Below are 21518 nucleotides of genomic sequence, written 5' to 3'. Positions count from 1 at the left end.
GGCTTAAATCACCCGTACCGCAATGACATGGTCTACCTTGGCGATAGCGTCAATAACCGACGCATCAGGAGCCCCCGCAACATCAATAATGTTATAGGCTACGTCACCGCGGCTTTTGTTCACCATATCAACCACGTTGACCTTGTTATCGGCCAGGATCGATAACACATGGCCCAATACACCGGACACGTTCTCGTTAGAAAACGTAATACGCGCACCTATGCCGGGGCCGCGATCCATGGAGACAGCCGGGAAGTTGACTGAATTTTTGATATTACCGTTCTCCAGGTAATCCATCAGCTGGTCAGCGGCCATGATCGCACAGTTTTCTTCCGCTTCTTCTGTGCTGGCGCCTATGTGCGGCATGGCATAGACATCTTTGCGCTTGAGCAAAATCGGCTCAGGGAAATCGCAAATATACCGGCCCAAATGGCCTGCATCCAGGCTTTCCACAACTGCATGGGCATCCACAATGGCTTCACGCGCAAAGTTGAGCAGGGTTGCCCCCTTTTTCACAACCTTTAGGGTATCGGCATTGATCATATGCCTGGTGGCAGGAATGGCAGGCACGTGCAAGGTGATGTAATCAGAGCGCGCCAGCAGCGATTGCAGGTTTTCCATACGCCCCACCTGGCTCGGTAATCTCCAGGCAGCCTCTACAGACAGCGCCGGATCAAAACCGACAACGTTCATACCCAGTGCCAACGCAGCATCCGCAATCAATGAACCAATAGCCCCCAACCCTACAATCCCCAGGGTTTTACCCTGCAATTCATAACCGGCAAAATTGGATTTTTCTTTTTCCAGCAGCTTGGACATCTCGTCAGCGTCGGTCATGTGTGTCAGGGTTTGCACATACTCCATGCCCGATAGAATACCGCGCGAACCCAGCAACATACCTGCCAGCACCAGTTCCTTTACCGCATTGGCATTGGCGCCTGGCGAATTGAATACCACCACGCCTTTTTTGGTGTACTCATCAACCGGTACGTTATTGGTACCTGCACCGGCACGCGCTACTGCCTTGACACTCTCTGGCAATGGCTCACCGTGTAACTTGTGGCTGCGCAGGATATAGGCATCGGGTTGGCCAATATCGCTGGCGATTTCGTATTTTTCGCGAGCAAAACGGTTAAGGCCTTTTACCGAAATAGTGTTATAGGTTTTGATTTTGAACATGGGATTTTCCTTCTGTTTAACCCCGGCCCCCAACGCGCCGGGTTATAAGCTGTCTGCAAGTAAAAAGGGCTGTGTTAACACAGCCCTTTCGAGAATCCGGATTAATCAGGCTGCGGTAGCTCGTTGGTAAGCCCAGGTCAACCAGGGACAAAGTGCTTCAAGATCGCTGGCATCCACTGTGGCACCACACCAAATACGCAGGCCGGGCGGCGCATCGCGATAGGCCCCGATATCGTAGGCCACACCTTCTTTATCCAATAATTTGATCATGGCTTTCACCTGATCCGGAGTCGCCTTGAGGGTGAAGCAGACACTGGTATTGGACAGGGTTTCGGGTGTCTTGGCGAGGAAGTCGATCCAATCATTCTCAGCCACAAACTTTTCCAACACTGCCAGGTTGGCGTTGGAGCGGGCGATAAGCTCTTGCAGGCCACCGATGGATTTGACCCAATCAAGCGCATCCAGGTAATCAGCCACTGCCAGCATGGAAGGCGTATTGATGGTATCGCCTTTGAAGATACCTTCCTGCAACTTACCGCCACTGGTCATACGGAACAGTTTGGGCATTGGCCAGGAGGGTTTGTAGGTTTCCAGGCGCTCTACTGCACGCGGGCTGAGGATCAACATACCATGGGCACCTTCACCACCGAGCACTTTCTGCCAGCTGTAAGTCACCACATCCAGTTTTTCCCAGGGCATGTCCATAGCAAACACCGCCGAGGTAGCATCACAAATCGTCAGGCCCTTACGATCATCCGGAATCCAATTGCCATCGGGTACTTTCACACCGGAGGTAGTGCCATTCCAGGTAAAGATCACGTCGTTATCAAAATTAACCTTGCCCAGGTCAGGCAGATAACCGTAGTCCGCCTCATGGGCATTAACCGTCAGTTTCAATTCTTTGGTGGCGTCGCTCAACCAGCCTTTACCGAAGGATTCCCACTGCAGAATATCCACGCCGCGCGCACCCAACAGCGACCACATCGCCATTTCCACAGCACCGGTATCCGAACCGGGCACCACACCAACGCGATAGCCTGCCGGTAAACCCAGAATGGCAGCAGTATCTTCGCAGGCGCGCTGCAGCGCAGCCTTGCCAATGGTGGAGCGGTGAGAGCGGCCAAGGGTGGAAATATCCAGCTGATCCAGGCTGTAACCCGGACGCTTGCTACAGGGGCCAGATGAAAAATTAGGATTGCGGGGTTTCACTTGCGGTGGAGAGACTTGTGGCTGCATGTTAGTCCTCTAGATGACAGAGACGTGCCGCTGGCGGCTGGCCAGCAAGGCGACCGGGGCAAGTACCCGCCGGCATCTGCCCGGTACAAACCCAAAAACCCGTCCTGCTCGACAACTCAGGAAAATCAGGGGCGACGATTATGCCAGCAGACACGCAAATAACCTAGCCAAACCCGACAATCCAAGGCGATCGCTCCCCGTCAACCACCCTGCCCGGCTGTAAAATGGCGCCTATCCCCCTCATAAGCCAAATTCCTGGCAAAAAAAAACCTTCCGAGAAACCCCGGAAGGTAAGAGGGAGACGTCGATGCATCAACCAGACATCGACGGTGAGAGACCAAAAATCACACTAACCAAGTGCCACCCAATCAAGAGATGCACTCAATCAACACGTGTTAATCTACGCTCAAATGACAGCGCTGTCAAACAAAATTGATAAAATTGAGAGGCAATGCAAAAAATACAGTTTCCAGGTGTTTTATACGTATTCTTGTACCGCTAATTCGATGGATCAGGTGCCCTGCAATTCTCCATCATAAACTGCTGGTGATCAGGCAAACCGTCTGCTGCTTGCTCCATTAAACGCAAAGCCCTGTTCATCATATTGGCCACCTCATCCACATGGGAAAGGTCAACCAATGGATCATGGGCCTCAGGCCGAACCCCCATCCCTTCCAGAACGGCATACCAGCTATTGCGGGTAAAAAGATCGAACTCATCGCGGTACAAACGCCCCTGGGCTCGGAACAATTCCAATTTGTTTTGCAACGTATCCGGAATCGCCATAGCAGCACAATATTTCCAAAAATCCGTATCCCGGCGCTGGGTAGTGCAATAGTGCAAGATAATAAAATCACGGATACTTAAATACTCGGCATCCATCACTCGGTTGTATTCATCTTGTGTAGCCTGGGTGGAGTTTCCCGCAGGCAACATTTCTATAAACTTGAGCACAGCCTTCATTGCCAAATGAATGCTGGTAGATTCCAGTGGCTCCAAAAAACCCGATGCCAAGCCCACTGCAACACAATTTTTGTTCCATAATTTTTTACGCTTGCCCGTTATAAAACTTAAAAACCGTGGTTCGGTAATCAGGCTACCCTGCAAATTCCGGCAAAACAATTCCTTTGCTGTATCCCGATCAGAATATTTGCTGCAAAACACATAACCATTACCGGTGCGATGCTGGAGTGGAATTCGCCATTGCCAGCCGCTAGTAAGCGCGGTTGATTGTGTGTAGGGCGCAGGTGCTCCGACGTTCGTCGTTTGTGCCACTACCGCGCTGTCACAAGGCAGATAAGCAGACCAATCTTCGTAACCCGTCTGCAATGCCTTTTCAATAATAACGCCCTTAAAACCGGAACAATCGATAAAAAAATCAGCATCGATTTCACAACCGTCATTCAATATAATGGATTTGACATTGCCACCATCACGTAAAATAACGCTCTCCACCTTGGCATCTATTCTGACTACCCCTCGCTCTTCCGCATAACGGCGCAAGTAAGCAGCCACTAATGTCGCATCAAAATGCAGTGCATATTTGGCTCCATGCAACGTGTGCCTGGGATCATCACCAACACGTGAGAACTTATTTTTCTGTGCCATAACAACAGCGGGAGCATAATCGGTGAACGCTGCTGCATTTCCACGCCGCTGGCTTTTTAGCCAATGCTGATAAAACTCAACACCATCAATATTGGCTCCAACTGTTCCAAATTGATGCCAATAAGCTTCACCCAGGTTGCGCCAATCGACAAAGTGAATACCCAGTTTAAAACTGGCTTGTGTAGCTTGAATAAATTCGCGCTCGTCTATCCCCAGGAGCTGAATAAAACTCAGTATTGATGGAATAGTCGCTTCACCAACCCCGACTGTACCTATCTCTGTAGACTCGACTAAAACAACATCAATACCCAGTGGCCTTAATACCTTGGCAAAACAGGCTGCCGCCATCCATCCGGATGTTCCACCACCTAATATGAGAATTTTTTTCATTATTTTCTCCCTCCCAATATCATCGAATAAAAAAAGGGCAATATTCTCATATTGCCCTTTCTCAATCAGGTTCTAATAACGTTTATTAGAACTTGTATTTGGCACCCAGTACAAAACGACGCTCAGCAGCAGTATTGCTACGGAAGAAGTTAGTGTACTCAATATAACGTCTTTGCTCTTCCGAGGTCAGGTTAATACCTTCCGCCGTCAAGGCAAAGTTTTCCGTTACATCATAGCTCAACGACAGGTCTAGCTGACCATAGGCATCATAGAAACTGGCAAATTGGGATATTGGTTTCAACACTGTCCCATCCGCTGCGTCCACACCTGCGATTTGCTCCAATGTGTAATCTGGCGACAAATACTCATCGCGCCATGTGTACGCGATACGGGCCTGGATACGATCCATTTCATAGAAACCCACAATGTTGAAGGTGTTTTCTGAAACGCCCGGTAATGGGAGAGCCTTGTTGGTTTCTGACTCAAGATCTGTTTTTGAATCAGAGTAGGTGTAGTTGACAGCAAAGCCTAAGCCATTATCAAAGCCCATTTGGTAGGCAATTTCAAAGCCCTTCACAATACCGCCAGAACCATTGATGGTGCTGTTCACCTGACCGACAGTTGAGCCTTCATTGGTAGAGTCAGCAACTTCCGTTGGTGTGGAAATACCTGCCGGGAAGGAGTCAACCGCTTTAATGAAGGTACCTACAGACAAATAGCTCAAGCTATCAAGGTATACCTCATAAGACAAATCTGCTTGGGTAGCACGGAAAGGATCCAAACGAGGGTTGCCCACGGTACCGTTTACGAATTCATAACCACCACGCGCATCATTACGCGTAAAGTTATAGTTAGCGCCATGACCAAGATCCTGAGCGTTCGGCTGGGACATCACACGCGCCATAGCGAAACGTACTTTTTGATTATCCGCGGTATCGAGGCTGAAGTTCAGGCTGGGCAGGATATCGGTATAGGTTTTCTTGACCGAGAAGGTTCCCTGCACCAAAACCGGACCATTCCAGGAGTCAGTACCTGAATAAATATCATCAGGTGTAGTCTGTCCACCGGTAGTCGTGGTTTCCGTACGCACAACACGCACCCCCACATTCAGGGTATAGGGAACGGTATCACCTTCCAGGTTTGCTTCGGTATATATAGCCGTTACATCGCGATCAACATTCCATGATTGGACCTTGTCTTCATACCATCGGGTTGGTGCGCCCGCCGCCATACTCGACAACCAGGCAGCCGGATTGCTCATCTTAGAAGGATCAACAAACAAGCCCGATGAAATTGCGCCGCCAGAGGGGAAGAAATCATTTAAACGCACATAGTAACCAGGCTTACCAACAGCACCCGTAGTGGGATTATCGACAAAAGTATGCCAAGGAATAATGCCTGGTGAAGTACCATCCCAGCGACTAGCATTTATCCCCGTAAGCAAAAACCCTAAATCACTACCATTAGAAGTCAATGACCCATAAAGGGGGTTGTCAATATTGGCATCAACATAACGAGTAGTTGGCCCCCACAACTGATTATCAGAGATGCCATCACCATCAACATCTCCCAGATTATGGCCATCCGGAATACAAGCACCTACCCCTTGGACACTGCCATCTGTGGCCAATGTTCCAGAGGAGGGGTCATAAGGATTAGAACAGCTCAGGTCAACCTGATAATGCCCTTCAACAAAATCCACTTCATTGTTGGATTGGCGAATACCAAACTTGATATTTTTTACATCACCAAACTCAATGTTGTAGGTAGCATTTAAAGCCAGAGCAAAAGAGTCGTTGGTAGAGCGGTCGCCATAAGCCCAATTAGACTTATAGAGAAAGCTCTCCGGATCCTGTAATGCAGCATAGGCATTGGGGCTCAAAGACCAATTTGGCGTGCCAGATGAGCCCTGGCTAATGCTGATGTAACGATCACCCTGACCAACAGTCGAACTGATATTAGGCGCAGAACCTTCCCATGCGTCATCGACCAAGCGGCGCACACTATAGGGCTGGTAGCGAGCATCGGCAAACGCTGCATCTTTTTTCAGATCTGCACTGGCATATGACAGGGCACCATCAAAGCTCCACTGCTCACTGGCATCAACTTTGAAACCAAGCTTGAGGTTATCCGTAGTGATTTCTGTAATATCGCGATAGGAGTTATTCTCACCTGAAGTAGAAAAACTGCCTGAAGTAATAACACCATTTCTATCAATGGTGTAAGGCATGTTTTGCAACAAGGCTCCACCATCGGTATTCAGTGTGTACTTCATTGAATAGGAGCGATCATCGATATCCAGGGATGAGTGGAACCAATCAAGAGTGATTTCACTATTGTCACTTGGCGCCCAGGCCAATGCCAAAGAGGTACCTACACGCTCGCGCTCAAACTGTTTGTCAGTTTCATACTGCATGCCTGGTACAACGTACCACTGGTTATCATCACCTACAGTGCCACTACCAGTCAGATCTACGTCAGTACCATGCCAGCCGAAACTGTTGCGGTTCAGGTTCTGTGCTTCATCAACCTGGACAGTCTTTTTGGCAGCACTGATTGAGAAAATGGCACCAAAATTATCCCAGCTGTTTCCCAACACCAGGGTTGCGCTTGGCTGGGCATCATCCGATACATCGCCGATGTCTGCTTTAATGTTACCCGCAATAACAGGCTCTTTTAATGTCAGAGGACTGCGGGTTTTGAGGTTAACGATACCACCTACTGCACCTTCGATATCCGAAGCGCGGGCAGTTTTGATGACTTCTACGCCACCCAGCAATTCAGAGGGTACGCCTTCAAGAGAGCCATCAAACTCGGTACGGCCTTCACCCGCCTGGTAGTACTCCATACCGCTAACAAAGGCCTCACCATTTAACAGGGTCAGGTTATTACCCAGGCCACGAATACGCACTTTGGTGCCTTCGCCACCAGCGCGGTCAATTTGCACGCCGGGAACACGCTGCAACGAATCGGCAACGTTTTGATCAGGCATTTTGCCGATATCATCAGCAGTAATTGCTTCAACAATTTGGCTCGAAGTGCGCTTGATATCAACAGAACGCTCCAGCGAGCTCTTGATACCCGTTACTACAACTTCTTCAACCGCATTACTTTGTGCATAAGCAATACTGCTAACACCAGAAATAGCTACAGAGGCAACGGCCGTTGCCAGCAACTTCTTCTTAAAAGTTATCGCTTTGTACATGGAGCTCTCCTTTAATCATCGTCAGGGTTTATTTTCCGGTACTTATGCCGGGCTTCATTTGAGATAACGAAAGCCAGGCCACTTCGCTCCCCATATGGGAGAGAGCGAATTCTGTTGCGAGGGGTTCTTATCGCTATGCCCCACAAACAGGCGTGCAGCCATTTTGGGCGGTCGCTGACGCCATATGCGGCTAAAATTACTACCATGTGACAGCGCTGTCAATCGTACAGAAAACGGTTTCACAGTGATTTCTGTACTATTTTTGACACCTTCTTATGATCACAATGACTATTTGATCATAAGAAGGGGCTATTTTGTGATTAGAGGCGCCAATCAATCGCTGCTTTGCCGTGATCCAGCAAGTAGCGATTCGCAGCGGAGAAATGACCGCAACCGATAAACCCCCGGTGTGCGGAAAGCGGAGATGGATGAGGAGCCTTTAGGATCAGATGCCTGTTCCTGTCAATAAAAGCACCTTTTTTCTGGGCATAACTGCCCCAAAGCAGGAATACCACCTGATTACATTGCTGGTTAACCAGTTGAATGGCTCGATCTGTGAACTCCTCCCACCCCCTACCCTGGTGGGAACCTGCCCGAGCCTGTTCAACGGTAAGGGTGGCATTTAGCAGCAGCACGCCCTGATTCGCCCAGGACTGTAAACAACCATGATTGGGTGCCGGTATCCCCAAGTCCCGTTCAAGCTCTTTAAACATATTTAGCAATGATGGTGGCGCAGGAATCCCCGGCTGTACCGAAAAGCACAAACCGTGGGCCTGGTTTGGACCATGGTAGGGATCCTGCCCGAGGATAACGACCTTGACGTTATCCAGCGGAGTACTGTTAAACGCGTTAAAGATATTTTTTGAGGCGGGATAAATAACCTTTCCCATCTGTTTTTCGGCCACCAGAAATGCCCGCAGTTGCTGCATATAAGGTTGCTCAAACTCTGCTTGCAGGTAGTTTAGCCACTGGGATCAAGATTAATTTTCCGTGTAGTCTCTGCCATAAATCACGCCGCCATTAACGAAAAAGCCCGACAAAAGTGTCGGGCTTTTTACAAGACTTGACGCCAAAAGTAAAACCGTTACCGATTTTACTGGTAACGCTGCTTAGAGCTTGTCAGCGTTTTCAGCCAGGTACTTGGCAACTCCGGCGGGAGAGGCATCCATACCCTTGTCACCGTCTTTCCAACCGGCGGGGCATACTTCGCCGTGCTCCTGGTGGAAAATCAACGCATCAACCGTGCGGATGGTTTCGTCGATGTTGCGGCCAATTGGCAGGTCGTTAACGATTTGTGAGCGCACAACGCCCTGCTCATCGATGATGAAAGTACCGCGGAAGGCAACGCCATCAGCCGATTCTACATCGTAAGCCTTGGCAATTTCGTGCTTCACATCGGCAACCAGGGTGTATTTCACCGGGCCGATACCGCCTTCGTTCACCGGAGTGTTACGCCATGCATTGTGGGTAAATTGGGAGTCAATAGACACACCAATCACCTCTACATTGCGCTTTTTGAACTCTTCCACGCGGTGGTCAAACGCCAGCAGCTCGGAGGGGCACACAAAGGTGAAGTCCAGTGGATAGAAGAACACAACTGCTTTTTTGCCTTTGGTGGCAGCCGCAAAGTTGAAACCGTCAACGATCTCACCACTTGCCAATACCGCAGCAGCGGTAAAGTCCGGTGCTTTTTTGCCTACTAATACGCCCATTTCAATTCTCCTATTTCAGATTGTTGGGAATGACCTATGGCTGTGAATCATGATTACCGCGCCATGAGCAACCACGCAGGAGGATATTCCTTCATTGTGGCGTTTTTATGGCCAGCAATTGATTGCGACAAAGCCACTGATAGTGCCGGGCTATCATACACAGGGAGGGTCGATAGTCCTATTGATTTTCTATATGGCAACGCCAAACCTCTGGCTATGATCTCTTTACCATACCTGTAATGCCAGATGTAATACAAATACTGATCACAATCATTTGACAGATATTCTCATTAGATTTAGCATTTGTACCAATTTCCGGTTAAAAATCGCTCTGTAAGAGACTCGCTTCATATGTACGTGTGCTTGTGCAAAGGTATTACTGATCGCCAAATCAAAACGGCTATCGATGATGGCGCTTGCTCCATGGGCAAGCTGCGCAAGACACTGGGAGTGGCAACCCAATGCGGTAAATGCTCTGCCAGTACCCGTGAATTGTTGGCCGAAAGTAAAGCCGAAGCCGCGATGCTAAATGGCCTACCTCAGTTCTATGCTGTTGCCTGATACCCTCAGGTAGATAAAAATCGCAATAACTCGCATTTCGCTCGGCACTAAATTAACAATTATTTCCCTTTCTCATCAATAACTTAGCGCTTGACACCTGCCTGTCTTGAGGGCCAGACTCTCTGTCTATTTCATTCCCTCAAGGAGATATCCATGAAAGGTGACCCTCAGGTTATTGCCACACTCAACAAGGTTCTGGGTAACGAACTGGTGGCGATTAACCAATATTTCCTCCATGCCCGTATGTATAAAGACTGGGGGCTGAAAGAACTGGCAGACCATGAATACCATGAGTCTATTGATGAAATGAAACATGCCGATGCCCTGGTAGAGCGCATCCTGTTTCTGGAGGGGCTGCCCAACCTGCAAGACCTGGGCAAGCTACATATCGGTGAAGATACGGAAGAAATGCTGAAATCCGACCTCAAGCTGGAACTCAAAGCCATCCCCGACTTGCGTGAAGGCATTATCCTGTGTGAAGGCGTGAAGGATTTTGTCAGTCGCGACCTGCTGAAATCGATCCTGGAATCCGAGGAAGAACATGTGGATTGGTTGGAAACCCAACTCAGCCTGATTGATAAGGTCGGTATCCAGAATTACCTGCAGTCCAAAATGGGCGGTGGCTCCTAAGCCCCGCCTGTTCTACGCCTCCTCGACTATTACATGTTGACCCAACCATTCAGCGCGTTGAGCTTGAAGCGCTTGTCACGATAACGTAAGACCACGCCATCCGCCATTATCTCTTCGACGATAAATTGCCCGGAAGATACCAGGTTGCCTATACCGCGGGTCTCGCCGTTGATCACGACGCTGCTGACACCATTGGCAAGATAGTCATGGCGGGAATAGCTGATCGTTGGAATTTCCTGCTTCTGGCTCCAGGGTAGATCATTGAAATAGGGAACACCCGGGATACTGCTCAGATAGCGTGGTTCCAATGCCAGGCGCTCAGGCAGAGAAGTGGCAGCTGGTGGTGATTGCCGTTCTGTAAAAGGCGCAACCACCGATTCGGAAACCGACGTTGCGGCAGGAGTTTCTTCGCCCTGATACAGCATTTCCACCTGGACGGGAGCCAGCGCATTGGGCTCGTTGGCCGCCTGGGTGTAGAGGTCATTAACGGCCGTCCCTGACTGGCTCTGGGCAGTCGAGGATTCCCCCTGGTTAACAACTGGCTGCGCGGGAGCAACCTCAACAACCGATGCACGGTCAACAGCAGGCACACTGGTAACCGGCGCAGATACTGGCGGAGGTGTTTCCACAACAGGTGTGTCTGCACCAGGCTCTGTTTTCACAGAAGCAGGCTGTGCAGTTGGAGTAGCGGTATTCAAACGCGACACCTGCCATAGCCAACCGCCCATTAAACCCGCCACTATCACGAGCAATAACACTATTAATATCAGCCACCAGGGTCTGCGATGATTGACAGGCGCTGCCGGCGTAGCGTGAATGGTATGGATATCAGGAATTTGATCCTGATGCTTGCGCTCTTGTTCTGCGCGGTTCAGCGCTTCCAGAATCAGGGACATCAGTTGATTCCCCCTGTACTACTGGTTTGGACAGACTGCACAGCGGGCAATATCGGATCGGGATTGCGCAGGGTTTTATCAATCCCCAGGGCCTCATTTAAACGACGCAAAGTCTGGACCCCAAAGATCCCATCGGGAACCATTTTGTGGCTGGCCTGAAACAGTTCCACACGGGTTTTGAGTTTATCGGTGTAGTATTGGCGCGTTAGCGGTGCGGGCTGCTTATCAAGGCGCGCAAACTGCTCAGCAACCCAGGTGACCAAAGGCCCCTGGTCACCCAGTTGTAAAACGCCGGGAAAATCTGCCGGGCGCGACCAGACATACAACACATCACCATTCCATAGATCAATCAACTGCGACCAATGGACGACCGTTTCCTGCCCCAGGTAATTAATCAATACGTCGTTTTCACCCAATCCTACCATTAATACATAAATCCACTTTTTATCGGGTGTTACCAATGTCAGCAATGCCGGGCGATTGATTTCGCGCAATTCATTCCAGCTACTGGCTTTTTGTTTTTCACACACACTCAAGCGCCCGGCGGTGCTATCGCAGGGATTGCTGGCGGGATACTCCGCAACACCGTTGTATTCCATCAATGCCTGTTGCGCGAGGGTAAGCTCGCGCCAACCACGCTCAAAGACACTGGCCGTTGATGACAGGTTATTTGCGGAGGCCTGGGTAGCAGCAATCGCTGCTTGATCACGGGGTTGTAAACTACCCTCGCCCACCAGTTTTAGTTCTGATACCGGCGGCAAGTCGATAGGTACAATGGTTTTGGCATCATGGGGTTTACCAGGCACAAACCACCAAATAAGCACAACAAGTATCAACAACACACTGGCAAAAGCAGCGTAATAGGGTTGTTTTCGTACCGATGCGCTCTCCTCCACTGAACCATGGCTGGCTCCAGATACTTCCCTGACTGCCTGACGAAAAACATCATTATCGATATGGTGCTGGTGTTTGGCATAAGCGCCCAGCATCAATCGTTCGCAGAGCACATTGATCAGGCGTGGAATACCGCCGCTGAAGCGATGGATTTTTTTAATGATCGGCAATGAAAAAGGACTCAGGGCCGGATTAAGCCCCGCCACCGACAGACGATGGGAAATATAGGCCTGGGTCTCTTCCAGGGTGAGCGCTTCCAGGTGAAATCGCGCCGTAATACGCTGCGAGAGCTGGCGCAAAGCCGGCAATGCCAGCAATTTTTTTAACTCCGGTTGCCCCACCAGGATAATTTGCAGCAATTTTTCAGTGGTGGTTTCCAGGTTGGTAAGCAGGCGGATTTGTTCCAGCACAGGCACCTTGAGCAACTGAGCCTCATCAATCAGCAAAACTGTTTTGCGACCCTTGCGGTGGTTTTCCAACAGAAAAATATTGAGCGCGTCAGTAAGCCCCTTGATGCTCAGGTCATCATCGATATAACTCACGCCCAGCTCATCGCAAATGGTAGAGAGTAACTCGGGCGCACTCGCCATAGGATTGAGGATAATCGCCATGTCAGTATTGGGTGGCAGTTGTTCCAGCAAGCAGCGAATGATGGTCGTCTTACCGGTACCAACTTCCCCCGTCAGCATCACAAAACCACCGTTCTGGATGCCATAGACCAGATGCGCCAGGGCCTCGCGATGCTGCGCACTCATATAGAGATAGCGCGGGTTAACCGCAATGGAAAAGGCAGGTTCTTTTAAGCCAAAAAACTCGTGATACATGGTTGTTATCAAGTCAGGGGTTATTATCGAATCATGGCAAGTCAAACTGGCCGAATCATAACAGACACCGGTGAAACGGCGCTCAGGAAACTCGGGAAAAATGTCGCGGGGTCAGCCATGCCCAGAGACTGAATATCACAACCACCAGGATCGTAAACTGCAACAACAGGGCCCATCCCAATTCCTGGTAGAGAACGCCCGCCGTCCCCGCCGTTAATGTCATCACAGCAAAGGTGACAAACTCGTTAATCGACTGGAGCCGGGCGCGCAGGCTCACCTCCGGCACCTGGGTTACCAGGGTGCTTCCCCCCATATACATCAGGTTCCAGCCCACCCCCACCAGCATCAGCGCCCAATGGAAATGGGTCAGGGCCAGCCCCAGCAAAGCGACTATACAGCCGAGAATCAGTATGGCCGCGCCCACAAAAGCGACCACCAAGGCACCATAGCGGGCAATCAGCTTCCCGGTGAGGAGCGAAGGGGCAAACATACCCAGCAAATGCCACTGGATGACGCTGGCGGCATCGCGCGCTTCAAAACCGCAGTGACTCATAGCCAGGGGGCTGGCAAGCATCACCAGCATCATCATGGCGTAGCTGCCCGCACAAAAGATAATCGCCGCACGGGCATAGGGATAAGCAAATACCTGCGCCAGTGAAGGCAGGTCGCCACCCGCTATCTGTTGCCGCGCCGGCAAACCTACCCATGCCAAAACAGGCAGGGCCAGCAGCACCAACAATGCCACAGCCAGGTATGAACCCAGGTAGTCGACCGCAAACCAATGCAGGCTATGGCTCGCCATTATGGGCCCTAACAGGGCAGCAAGGATGCCGCCATTCAAAACCCAGGCAATAGCCGTACTTTTATGGGGTGGTGCAACCGAGTCGGCGGCCGCAAAGCGGTAGTAGAGCGCGGATGCCTGGAAAGACCCCAGCAGCAACCCCGCCGTACAAAACAGTACAAACGACCCCTGCCATACTGCCAGCGCCGCCAGCAAACTCCCCAGTACACCCAGGATCGCCCCCATCAGGAAAAGGCGCTGGTAACCCAGGCGGCTCAGGATGGCAGGCAGGTACAGTGTCAGCAAGGCAGTCGTGGCCGTCATGCTCAGGAACGGAAAAGTCGCCAGTGCCGTACTCTGTGCCAGCTGCTGCCCCACCAACCCGTTATAGGAGATGCCTACTGCCGCCGATGCCATTAACAGAAACTGGCATAGCCCCAATAAAACCGCATTACGGTATATCCAGAAAGTTGAAATCAATGTCATGGGGCAATCCTTGGGAGGCTCAGCGATGGCCCGCCTTTTTACCGCCAATCCGGGGCTAAACACCAGTTAAAAATTGCTGCCGGTGCCCTGAATTGGTACCATTGCCGCCTTTTTGAACAGGCTCCGGCCAAGCCCGTTTGTCTCCCCCACCCTGTTGGCCAATTTCCGTTCTAAAGTCCGATCTTTAAAGAGAGTATCTATGTCCGTTGATTTTCGTTCAGCTTCCCTCTCCGCTTTGGCTTACCACGACGAGTTTGTACAGCGTCATATAGGCCCGGATACCCAGCAAACCGCCGCTATTCTGGCCAGTCTGGGTGTTGCCTCTGTTAAGGAGCTGATCGATAAAACAGTGCCGGAAGCCATTCGCCTCAAGGGCGAACTCAACCTCGGCGATGCAGTTACTGAAGCGGATGCCCTGGCCCAGCTCAAGGCCATTGCCAGCAAGAACAAAGTCTTCAAAAGCTATATCGGCATGGGCTACCACGATACCCATGTCCCTAATGTCGTCTTGCGCAATGTGCTGGAAAATCCGGGCTGGTATACCGCTTATACCCCTTACCAGCCAGAAATTGCCCAGGGGCGTTTGGAAGCCCTGCTCAACTACCAACAAATGATCATCGACCTGACCGGCATGGAAATGGCCAACGCCTCCATGCTGGATGAGGGCACAGCAGCGGCGGAAGCCATGGCCATGTGCAAGCGCCAAAACAAAAAGAGCAAGTCCGATGTGTTCTTTGTGGATGCCGACACTCACCCACAGACCATTGCCATCGTGAAAACCCGCGCCGAGCATTTTGGTTTTGAAGTGGTCGTAGCCCCCATCGAACAACTTGAACAAGGCGACTACTTCGGAGCCCTGCTCTCCTACCCTGGTTCCAGCGGCCAGGTGCGTGACCTTACATCTATTATTGAAGCTGCCCATCACCGCAATGCCCTGGTGACAGTTGCCTCTGACCTGATGGCACTGATGCTGCTCAAATCCCCCGGTGCCATGGGTGCCGATGTGGTGATCGGCACTAACCAGCGCTTTGGGATTCCCATGGGTTTCGGCGGCCCCCACGCCGGTTTCTTCGCATTCCGCGATGCCTACAAGCGCTCGGCTCCCGGCCGTATTATCGGTGTGTCTATCGATGCGCGCGGCAAGCAAGCGCTGCGCATGGCCATGCAAACCCGCGAACAGCACATTCGCCGTGAAAAAGCCAACTCCAATATTTGCACCTCCCAGGTACTGCTTGCCGTCATGAGCGTGTTCTACGCGATTTACCACGGCCCGGAAGGCTTGACGCGTATCGCCAACCGCATTCACCGCTTAACCGCTATTGCCGCTTCGGCCCTGAAAGCCAAAGGCTTTGGTATTGGCAATAGCCAGTTCTTTGACACCATTACTGTGAATGCAGGCGATAACCAAAAAGCGATTTACCAGGCGGCCCTGAATGCACAGATCAACCTGCGCCTGGTGGCTAGCGACTCCCTGGGTATCAGCCTGAACGAAACCACCAGCGCGGCCGACCTGGAACAACTACTGGCAGTGTTCGGGGTAACCGGCATTGAACTGGAAGCACTGGATGCCCAGGTGCGCGAGGGCAAAAACCTGGTCGCCCGCAACGCTATTCCCGCCGAACTGCTGCGCAGCGATGCTGTACTCACCCATCCGGTATTTAACAGTTACCACAGCGAAACTGAAATGCTGCGCTACCTGAAGCGCCTGGAATCCAAAGACATCGCACTCAACAATGCCATGATTCCGCTCGGCTCCTGCACCATGAAACTCAACGCCACCGCCGAGATGATCCCCGTCACCTGGCCTGAGTTTGGCAAATTGCACCCCTTCGCACCGATTGATCAGGCCGAAGGCTACAAAATCCTGTTTGAACAATTGCAGGACATGCTCAAGGCCTGCACCGGCTACGACGCTATCAGCCTGCAACCCAATGCGGGTTCCCAGGGGGAATACGCCGGCCTGGTCACCATCAAGAAATACTTCGAAAGCAAAGGCGAAACCCAGCGTGATATTTGTTTGATTCCCGCCTCCGCCCACGGCACCAACCCGGCTTCGGCGCAAATGGTGAGCTACAAGGTGGTGGTGGTTGCCTGCGACAACAAAGGCAACGTCGACCTGGATGACCTGCGCGACAAAATTGCCACCTATGGCGATCAGATCGCCTGCATCATGGTGACCTACCCCTCCACCCACGGTGTATTCGAGGAAGGCATCACCCAACTGTGTGACATGATCCATGCCATCGGCGGCCAGGTGTATATCGATGGCGCCAACATGAATGCCCTGGTCGGCGTTGCTGCCCCCGGTAAATTCGGCGGCGATGTTTCCCACCTCAACCTGCACAAAACCTTCTGTATTCCCCACGGCGGTGGCGGCCCCGGCATGGGCCCTATCGGTGTCGGCAAACATCTGGAACCATTCCTCGCTGCGCACCCGGTGCAGGCGGTTCCCGGTACCAGCGTGGAAAACGGCACCATCTCGGCCGCGCCCTGGGGCTCTGCCAGTATCCTGCCCATCAGTTGGATGTACATCAAAATGATGGGTGCCGCCGGTATGCGCCAGGCCACTGAAATGGCTATCGTCAACGCCAACTATGTGGCCAGGAAGCTCGAAGGGGCCTATCCCATCCTTTATAAGGGAACCCATGGCTTTGTCGCCCACGAATGCCTGCTGGACCTGCGCCCCCTCAAAGAGGCCAGCGGTATCAGTGAAGAAGACATTGCCAAGCGCCTGATGGACTTTGGCTTCCACGCCCCCACCATGTCCTTCCCGGTGGCAGGGACACTGATGATCGAACCGACCGAGTCCGAATCCAAGGTGGAACTGGATAAGTTCGTCCAGGCCATGTTGACCATCCGTGCGGAGATCGACCAGGTAATCAAGGGTGAGATCAGTGCCGACGCCAGTCCCCTGCACAACGCGCCCCACACCCAGGACGACGTGCTGGATGAAAACTGGAGCCGCGCCTATAGTCGCGACATCGCCAGCCGTCCGGCCCCCTGGTTGAAACAGCACAAGGTATGGCCCAGCGTAAACCGTATCGACAACGTCTACGGCGACCGCAACCTGGTGTGTTCCTGCCCGAGCATTGACAACTACATGGAGTAAGTCGCGGGCAATTCCCCCTGGCGAAAAAGGCGCACTCACCTGCGCCTTTTTCGTATCACCGCCGCCCAATTACCCACCACCGGATTAAGGCCCATTTGGGCAGCGCCGGCACACGATCGTAAAACAAAGGCCCGGACTCCTTTTTCTTTGGGCTTTTTGGAAGAACTTCCTGTATAGTACGCCGCTATTTTCTAACCCGGCTATTTTCAACCCTGCTTAACCTTTAAAGAGAGTCCTATGGCTGCTGACTTATCTAAATACAGAAACATCGGTATCTTCGCCCACGTGGACGCCGGTAAAACCACCACTACCGAGCGTATCCTCAAACTCACCGGTCGTATCCACAAGCTCGGTGAGGTCCACGAAGGTGAATCCACTACCGACTTCATGGTGCAAGAAGCCGAGCGGGGTATTACCATCCAGTCAGCAGCCGTCAGCTGCTTCTGGAAAGGCAACCGCTTTAACGTTATTGATACCCCCGGACACGTTGACTTCACCGTAGAAGTGTACCGTTCACTGAAAGTACTGGACGGCGGTATCGGCGTATTCTGCGGCTCTGGCGGTGTAGAACCCCAGTCTGAAACCAACTGGCGCTATGCTAACGATTCCAAAGTATCCCGCTTGATTTTCGTTAACAAGCTGGACCGTATTGGCGCTGACTTCCTGCGCGTTACCGAGCAAGTGAAAGACGTGCTGGGCGCCAAACCGCTGATCATGACCCTGCCTATCGGCCGTGAAGACACCTTTAAAGGCGTGGTTGACCTGCTTAACCGCCAGGCCTTTGTATGGGACGACTCAGGTATTCCTGAAAACTTCAAAATCGAAGAAATCCCCGCTGACATGGCTGACGATGTTGAGCTGTACCGCAGCCAACTGGTTGAAACTGCCGTGGAAATGGATGACGACCTGCTGATGGCCTATATGGAAGGTGAAGAACCTTCTATCGAAGACCTGAAGCGCTGCATCCGTATCGGTACCCGCGACCTGGCCTTCTTCCCCACCTTCTGTGGTTCTGCCTTTAAAAACAAAGGTATGCAACTGCTGCTGGACGGCGTAGTGGACTACCTGCCCGACCCAACCGAAGTTAACCCACAGCCACTGACTGACGAAGAAGGTAACGAAACCGGCCAATACGCCACCGTTTCGCCCGACGAGCCTTTCCGCGGCCTGGCGTTCAAGATCATGGACGACCGTTTCGGCGCCCTGACCTTCGTACGCATTTACTCCGGTGTGCTCAACAAGGGTGACACCATCCTCAACTCCTTCACCGGCAAAACCGAGCGTGTTGGCCGCATGGTGGAGATGATGGCGAACGAGCGCACCGACCTGACCACCGCGCAGGCCGGTGACATTGTGGCGCTGGTAGGCTTGAAGAACGTGCAAACCGGTCACACCCTGTGCGACCCGAAAAACCCCTGTACCCTCGAACCCATGATCTTCCCTGAGCCGGTAATTTCCATTGCCGTAACACCCAAAGACAAGAGCATGATCGAGAAGATGGCTACCGCCATCGGCAAGCTGGTATCCGAAGACCCAACCTTCCGCGTGGAAACCGACCAGGACTCCGGCGAAACCATCCTCAAAGGTATGGGTGAACTGCACCTGGATATCAAAGTCGACATCATGAAGCGCACCTACGGTGTTGAGCTGAACGTGGGTCAACCACAAGTGGCTTACCGTGAAACCATCACGCGTGAAATTGAAGACTCCTATACCCACAAGAAGCAATCCGGTGGTTCCGGCCAGTACGGTAAAATCGACTACCGCATCCGTCCGGGCGCTCCAAACTCTGGCTTCAAGTTTATTTCCAGCGTGGTGGGTGGCAGCGTTCCGAAGGAATTCTTCCCAGCCATTGAAAAAGGCTTCGAGTCTATGATGGGCACTGGCCCATTGGCCGGTTTCCCTGTACTGGACGTGGAAATAGAGCTGTTCGACGGTGGCTTCCACGCCGTGGACTCGTCTGCAATCGCGTTCGAAATCGCCGCCAAAGGTGCTTTCCGTCAATCCATGCCCAAAGCCGGCCCACAACTGCTTGAGCCGATCATGAAAGTAGACGTGTTCACTCCGGAAGATCACGTAGGTGATGTTATCGGTGACCTGAACCGTCGTCGCGGTATGATCAATGGCCAGGAAGCCGGTATAACCGGTGTGCGTATCAAGGCAGAAGTTCCGCTGTCAGAAATGTTTGGCTACATCAGCCACCTGCGCACCATGACCTCCGGTCGCGGCCAATTCTCCATGGAATTTGCTCACTACTCACCCTGCCCCACCAACGTGGCAGAAGCAGTGATCGCCAAGGAGAAAGAAAAGAAAGCAGCAGCCGCTAAATAAGCTTTAGCCGTTGCTAAACCAAAGCCCCGCTGGCTTGCGCCAGCGGGGCTTTTTTTATTGCCCAGGTAACTACTGTTGTACCCGGGCGCTATTCGGGAGACTCACACCAGGGCCTCACCCAGCAATGCCAGCAACCGGCTCCAGGCACGCTCTGCCTGCTCCTGGTTGTACACGCGGGAGTCCGGCGGACACCAGCCATGCAGAGCGCCCTCATAAACGTCTACCTCGGCGTTGATATGTGCCTCGGCAAAACTTTTACGCAATACAGTTTTTGCATCGGGGTCGCGCTGGTCATCATTTTCTGCAATTGCCACCAGGAATTGTGCGCTGGTGTTGGGAATTAATAAATGTGGGCTGTCCGCCGTGTCATTCACCAGGCCACCGCCATGGAAGCTGGCAACAGCACCCACCCGCTCCGGTACTGTCGCCGCCGCGCGAAAGGCGATAGCACCACTCATGCAATAGCCCATGGTGCCCACTTTTTTACGGGTATCCACTGCAGCTTGCTTATCAAGGAATTGGATAAATGCCTTGGCATCCAGGCGATGGGTCGCAGGACTTAAGCTTTTTGCCAGGGGAATGACAATATTGCGTGTCGCTTCATCGTCAAAGCTGGCCCCTTCGGCAACCACCGGCGCTTTTTGGCTGCGATAAAACGGATTGACGACCAATACCGCGTAACCGGATTGCGCAAGGCGCTTACCCATTAATTCAAAGGCGGGGCGCAAACCGAGGATATCCGGCCAGAGTACAACAGCCGGGTATTTTCCACTGGAAGGATAGACAAAATAACCATCGGCATTACCGTCCGGTGTCGGCACACTGACACGGGTTTCCGTCACGCTGAAAGCGTTGGCAGTGACCGGGAGATACAGGGCCAGGCCTGCACCGACCACACCGGTTACAAACTGGCGACGGCTGAACTGCCCGGGATGTTTAACATAGCGCTCATTATCTTCCAGCGTCAGATCATCACACATGGGCATCCTCCTCGTTTACAGGTTCAGCAAAGTATCAGCGTACATTACCAGCCATACAATAACACCGGCAATCAACACGCCTATCACAAACCGCAACAGGCTTGCGGGTTTCATTGCCGATGTGGCAGCCGCCTTGCCATGGAACATCGCTGCAGTGAGGTTCTGGCGTCGCCACAATCCGTAATACAGCACCGCAACAATATGCAGTGCGATAAACCCCAACAACAGGTTAAAGGTGATTTCATGCCAGCCCGCTACCATCCTGCTGGTTTTGAAACTGAGGTAATCCGCCAAAGGGCCGCCATCAAAACCGTCGACATCAATGGAAAAAAGTCCCAGCACAATCTGCAACAGCAACAAAAATAACAGCGCCAGTACACTGTAGCCACCCAGCGGGCTATGCCCGGCTGAGGGTTTGACATTGCGCTGTGGCAAGGCTTCCAGATAGCGCCACACCGCGGCCGGTCGGCGTAAAAAATGACTGAAGCGCGCTGTGCTGCTACCCCAAAATCCCCAGTAAATACGAAATAACACCACCCCCAGCAGCGCATAGGCACAGTAGCTGTGATAAACGATTTCATGAATGTCTGCCGTCCACCAGCAGGCAGCCACCAACAATACCATTAGCCAATGACACACCCGCACTTGCCAATCCCACAGCGGCTGCTTTGCCGGCTCAGACATCGTTTCCATGGA

15 protein-coding genes are annotated in these 21518 nt (G+C 52.1%); 4 read left to right on the top strand and 11 right to left on the bottom strand.

The features are described 5' to 3' along the window. Positions 1-3: 3 nt before the first annotated feature. The 6 genes from CJA_RS05260 to CJA_RS05235 form a co-directional block, all read right to left on the bottom strand. Entirely contained in the window at positions 4-1179 is a 1176-nt protein-coding gene (locus tag CJA_RS05260) for a phosphoglycerate dehydrogenase (RefSeq protein ID WP_012486720.1), read from the bottom strand. A 105-nt stretch (positions 1180-1284) separates the two neighbouring features. Further along, positions 1285-2415, bottom strand: coding sequence for a phosphoserine transaminase (locus tag CJA_RS05255; RefSeq protein ID WP_012486719.1), 1131 nt, complete (start codon positions 2413-2415; stop codon positions 1285-1287). 498 nt (positions 2416-2913) lie between these two features. Then, positions 2914-4413, bottom strand: coding sequence for a tryptophan halogenase family protein (locus tag CJA_RS05250; protein ID WP_012486718.1), 1500 nt, complete (start codon positions 4411-4413; stop codon positions 2914-2916). A gap of 85 nt (positions 4414-4498) precedes the next feature. Then, entirely contained in the window at positions 4499-7618 is a 3120-nt protein-coding gene (locus CJA_RS05245) for a TonB-dependent receptor domain-containing protein (protein WP_012486717.1), read from the bottom strand. A gap of 320 nt (positions 7619-7938) precedes the next feature. Then, the gene (gene ung / locus CJA_RS05240; protein ID WP_012486716.1) at positions 7939-8547 is read right to left on the bottom strand and encodes a uracil-DNA glycosylase; all 609 of its coding nucleotides are present in this window, start codon (positions 8545-8547) and stop codon (positions 7939-7941) included. Positions 8548-8727: 180 nt separating this feature from the next. Beyond that, positions 8728-9330 (bottom strand): peroxiredoxin, encoded by a 603-nt coding sequence (locus tag CJA_RS05235; RefSeq protein WP_012486715.1) that lies wholly within the window; start codon positions 9328-9330, stop codon positions 8728-8730. A 351-nt stretch (positions 9331-9681) separates the two neighbouring features. Between CJA_RS05235 and CJA_RS05230 the strand changes: the two genes are divergently transcribed. Then, positions 9682-9891, top strand: a complete 210-nt coding sequence (locus tag CJA_RS05230; RefSeq protein WP_041551136.1) for a bacterioferritin-associated ferredoxin — start codon at positions 9682-9684, stop codon at positions 9889-9891. A 153-nt stretch (positions 9892-10044) separates the two neighbouring features. After that, positions 10045-10521 carry a bacterioferritin gene (gene bfr, locus CJA_RS05225; RefSeq protein ID WP_012486713.1) on the top strand — a complete coding sequence of 159 codons (477 nt, stop codon included), beginning with the start codon at positions 10045-10047 and terminating at the stop codon, positions 10519-10521. Between the two features lie 29 nt (positions 10522-10550). Here bfr and CJA_RS05220 read toward each other — a convergent pair whose 3' ends face one another. The 3 genes from CJA_RS05220 to CJA_RS05210 form a co-directional block, all read right to left on the bottom strand. Further along, positions 10551-11417, bottom strand: a complete 867-nt coding sequence (locus CJA_RS05220; RefSeq protein ID WP_012486712.1) for a general secretion pathway protein GspB — start codon at positions 11415-11417, stop codon at positions 10551-10553. Beyond that, a complete protein-coding gene (locus tag CJA_RS05215) occupies positions 11417-13135 on the bottom strand; it encodes an ExeA family protein (protein ID WP_041551135.1) in 1719 nt (572 codons plus the stop codon). Before CJA_RS05215 ends, CJA_RS05220 begins: the two co-directional genes overlap by 1 nt. Positions 13136-13217: 82 nt before the next feature. Continuing rightward, the gene (locus CJA_RS05210; RefSeq protein WP_012486710.1) at positions 13218-14402 is read right to left on the bottom strand and encodes an MFS transporter; all 1185 of its coding nucleotides are present in this window, start codon (positions 14400-14402) and stop codon (positions 13218-13220) included. A gap of 199 nt (positions 14403-14601) precedes the next feature. Between CJA_RS05210 and gcvP the strand changes: the two genes are divergently transcribed. Further along, positions 14602-17511: an aminomethyl-transferring glycine dehydrogenase gene (gene gcvP / locus CJA_RS05205; RefSeq protein ID WP_012486709.1), complete on the top strand. Its 2910-nt coding sequence runs from the start codon at positions 14602-14604 to the stop codon at positions 17509-17511. Positions 17512-17748: 237 nt separating this feature from the next. After that, positions 17749-19842, top strand: coding sequence for an elongation factor G (fusA, locus tag CJA_RS05200; protein ID WP_012486708.1), 2094 nt, complete (start codon positions 17749-17751; stop codon positions 19840-19842). Positions 19843-19943: 101 nt separating this feature from the next. Here the strand turns inward: fusA and CJA_RS05195 are convergent, their stop codons facing one another. Continuing rightward, positions 19944-20822: a dienelactone hydrolase family protein gene (locus CJA_RS05195; protein ID WP_012486707.1), complete on the bottom strand. Its 879-nt coding sequence runs from the start codon at positions 20820-20822 to the stop codon at positions 19944-19946. A gap of 15 nt (positions 20823-20837) precedes the next feature. Then, positions 20838-21515 carry a cytochrome b/b6 domain-containing protein gene (locus CJA_RS05190; protein ID WP_012486706.1) on the bottom strand — a complete coding sequence of 226 codons (678 nt, stop codon included), beginning with the start codon at positions 21513-21515 and terminating at the stop codon, positions 20838-20840. Between the last annotated feature and the right edge of the window lie 3 nt (positions 21516-21518).

Source organism: Cellvibrio japonicus Ueda107, from assembly GCF_000019225.1.
Classification (GTDB): Bacteria; Pseudomonadota; Gammaproteobacteria; order Pseudomonadales; family Cellvibrionaceae; genus Cellvibrio; species Cellvibrio japonicus.
Note: the sequence above shows the minus strand (reverse complement) of the source record. Positions and strands in the feature narration are given on the sequence as shown.